Here is a 2,848-nt window from a genome sequence, read left to right as displayed (position 1 = left end):
CAGAGGCCTATGGACGGATCGATGCTTCAGATCATGGGGGGCATGCCCCCCATGATCTGATGACCAGACTGGCGGCATAATCACATCCGGGATTAGCTTAACTTCGCCGCCAACCTGTCCAAGAAGGCGGGACCACCTCACAGCGCCTAGACGAACCGATCCGAAATTTGCTTCTTTGATTGGAAAATAGAGAGCTTTCAGTTAATCTTCTTCAAGGTGGAGGTTTTGGTGAAGCTAACTTCAAGCAATCAGTTTCTCTTGTCCTCTATCTTTGTCGTCGCCAAACTGCTTGCGTCGGCGAGCGTTCTCGCAATGGGAATTTCGGCTAAAGCCGCAGACATCGAAAGTCGCCCTGTCGGTGACAATCTGCACGCGATCTCTCTTGAAGGAGATATTGTGGAGGGAGATGCCGACAAGTTTCGGCAATTGTCCGTCCAATATCCTCGCGCAGTCGTTTTTTTGAATAGCGGTGGAGGGGCTTTGTCCCCCGCCATAGAGATTGGCAAAATTATCCGGATATCCGGTTACTCAACAGTAATTCCCCGCAATGCTACATGCGCCTCATCTTGTGCTCTAATATGGCTTGCCGGACAGAGAAGGTTGTTGTCGCCCAACGGAAGAGTTGGCTTTCACGCGAGCTATAGGATCACCGAAGGCAAAACCGAAGAATCGGGTGTCGCGAATGCGTTGATTGGCAATTACCTCACCCTTCTCAATCTCCCGCAGAGCGCAATTGTTTTTGCTACCCTTGCCGCCCCAGACAAAGTCATTTGGCTCACGGAGGAAAATAGGCAGGCCTCAGGTATACAGTTTGAGTGGTTTGGCTCTATAAAAGAAGCTGATGCTGGGATCGTCGAAGCAGCCCCCGCTGTGGAACCAAGACGCCCACCCCCAATTCGGGTTATTACGCCTCCTAGAACACCAATTCAGAGAGACGCTGACCTTCCAAGTGCACCGGATAAGACACACCCCGCCTCCTCACAGCAGGCAGGCGATGAACCATTCTGGGTTTACTATGGAAGCACTCCTAACGGATCGGATTATTACTATGATCTGAAAACCATGGTGCAAGTTGGCCATAACGTCAGAGTTTGGGTGAATATCGACCATTCTAATGACAATACAGTCCAGCATAGATCAACCAAATCTCTAGAAGAACACGATTGCAAAAATCGATCATGGGTCCTGTTGTCGATTCACGAATATGACCCAAAAGGTAATATCGTATACTCTGAGACCATACCGGCAGGCGAAAGAACTTCAAATATTCTAGTTCCAGAATCTGTTGGAATGTCGCTCTGGCAAGAATTATGCGTTGCGAATAGTCAATTGGGCATTACATGGGATAGCATTCCATGACGCAAGAGTTGGTTTCGGCCCTTCCTTTTATGAATTATATATTCTAGCGCATGGTGAGTGGGCCTGAGTGCGAATTTCGAACTTGGTGCTGCACCATACGCGTTTAGTCGGACGCTCCGCATTCAGTAAGGCGAAGGGTCACAGACAGCATCACCGTTTTCAGCGATGAGTGCTAATGCCGACGCTCGAACCGAACGCGCTTAGAACCCGCGATGAGAAATGTGTCGTAAGGAGTGTCTTTCACGGCAGACCGCACCGGCCCAGTTCCTGCGGCGACGTTGGCCCAATATTGCGGCCTCAAAGCACTGTCGGGAAGCTTCTTCCGGATGATGGTCTCGATTTTGTGAAACAGCAGTTCGAACTGTCTCAGCTTTTGTTGTCGGCAGTAATCCCCGAGCGGCGCAAACATCCCCATGACGATCTCCTCCTCAGTCTAGAGACTAGCGAGGAAATATGATCCTACAACCACCAGCACGGGCGCGAGGATCAAACCCACCAAAGCACCTAAAAGACAGCCTCTGATCAGCCTAGACATGAAGTAAGCTCCCGATGATCTAATAGGCCGCTGGATCAGTTTCGAAAGACGTCTGATTGTTTCAGATAACACGCATCAAATGGAGTGCGATCCGACTATGAATAACGACCTCATCTTGATCCTCAACGCGGCGTCTTTTGCTGCTGACAAGCATCGAAACCAGCGGCGGAAGGATGCCGAGGCATCTCCCTACATAAACCATCCTCTCGCACTCGCCGACATCTTAGCGCGGGAGGGAGATGTGGACGATGCGCAGGTGATCGCCGCCGCACTCCTACATGATACTGTCGAAGACACGGAAACGACAATTGAGGAAGTGGAAGCTCAGTTCGGCAAGCGCGTCGCTTCCATCATTGCCGAGGTGACTGACGACAAGTCGCTACCGAAGGAAGAGCGAAAGAGACTTCAGGTCGTGAAATCCTCGACCAAATCTCACGGCGCAAAACTCGTCAAACTCGCTGACAAGATCGCGAATTTGAGAGACCTGCTCGCCGCACCTCCTGCCGATTGGTCACCTGAACGCCGCCTTCAATATTTCGAATGGGCGCGCGAAGTCGTCCAAGGTCTCAGAGGATGTAATTCTTCGCTGGAAGCTGCGTTCGACGAGGCCTATCGACGCGGAACGACATCAACGTAGGCCGCGAGCGTCGTCCCGCGATAAATACCGGATGACACGGCCAGCCTTCCTCGAACTCTTCAATAAGCGTCCTGAGATTCAGAAAATGAGGAAGGTTGCCGATTTCCCTTTCGAGGTGACGGTGGAGACCCACTTAAGCCTATTAGAGATTGGTCATTCTTACGCTTCGGACCAACTGAACCGCCCCGGGATTGCCGGAGGCCATTCGGTTTAAATTATGCCGCCATGGGCGTGTCGTCCAGCATGGCGTAGTATCGTGCTTCAGCTTCGGCAGGCGGGATATTGCCGATGGGCGCGAGCAGGCGCCGGTTGTTGAA

Annotated in this window: 2 protein-coding genes; both read left to right on the top strand. The window is 51.7% G+C overall.

What is annotated here, in order from left to right:
* Positions 1–228 precede the first annotated feature (228 nt).
* Positions 229–1,359: a COG3904 family protein gene (locus tag AC13CE_RS00060; protein WP_482971051.1), complete on the top strand. Its 1,131-nt coding sequence runs from the start codon at positions 229–231 to the stop codon at positions 1,357–1,359.
* A gap of 632 nt (positions 1,360–1,991) precedes the next feature.
* Positions 1,992–2,531: an HD domain-containing protein gene (locus AC13CE_RS00055; RefSeq protein WP_482971050.1), complete on the top strand. Its 540-nt coding sequence runs from the start codon at positions 1,992–1,994 to the stop codon at positions 2,529–2,531.
* Positions 2,532–2,848: the final 317 nt, after the last annotated feature.

This window comes from Qipengyuania sp. B-5 (assembly GCF_056857815.1).
This window is presented reverse-complemented; position numbering and strand designations above follow the sequence as displayed.

Excerpts from the sequence above, each read along its gene's own strand:
- AC13CE_RS00055 (WP_482971050.1), top strand. The coding sequence starts at position 1,992 with ATGAATAACGACCTCATCTTGATCCTCAACGCGGCGTCTTTTGCTGCT.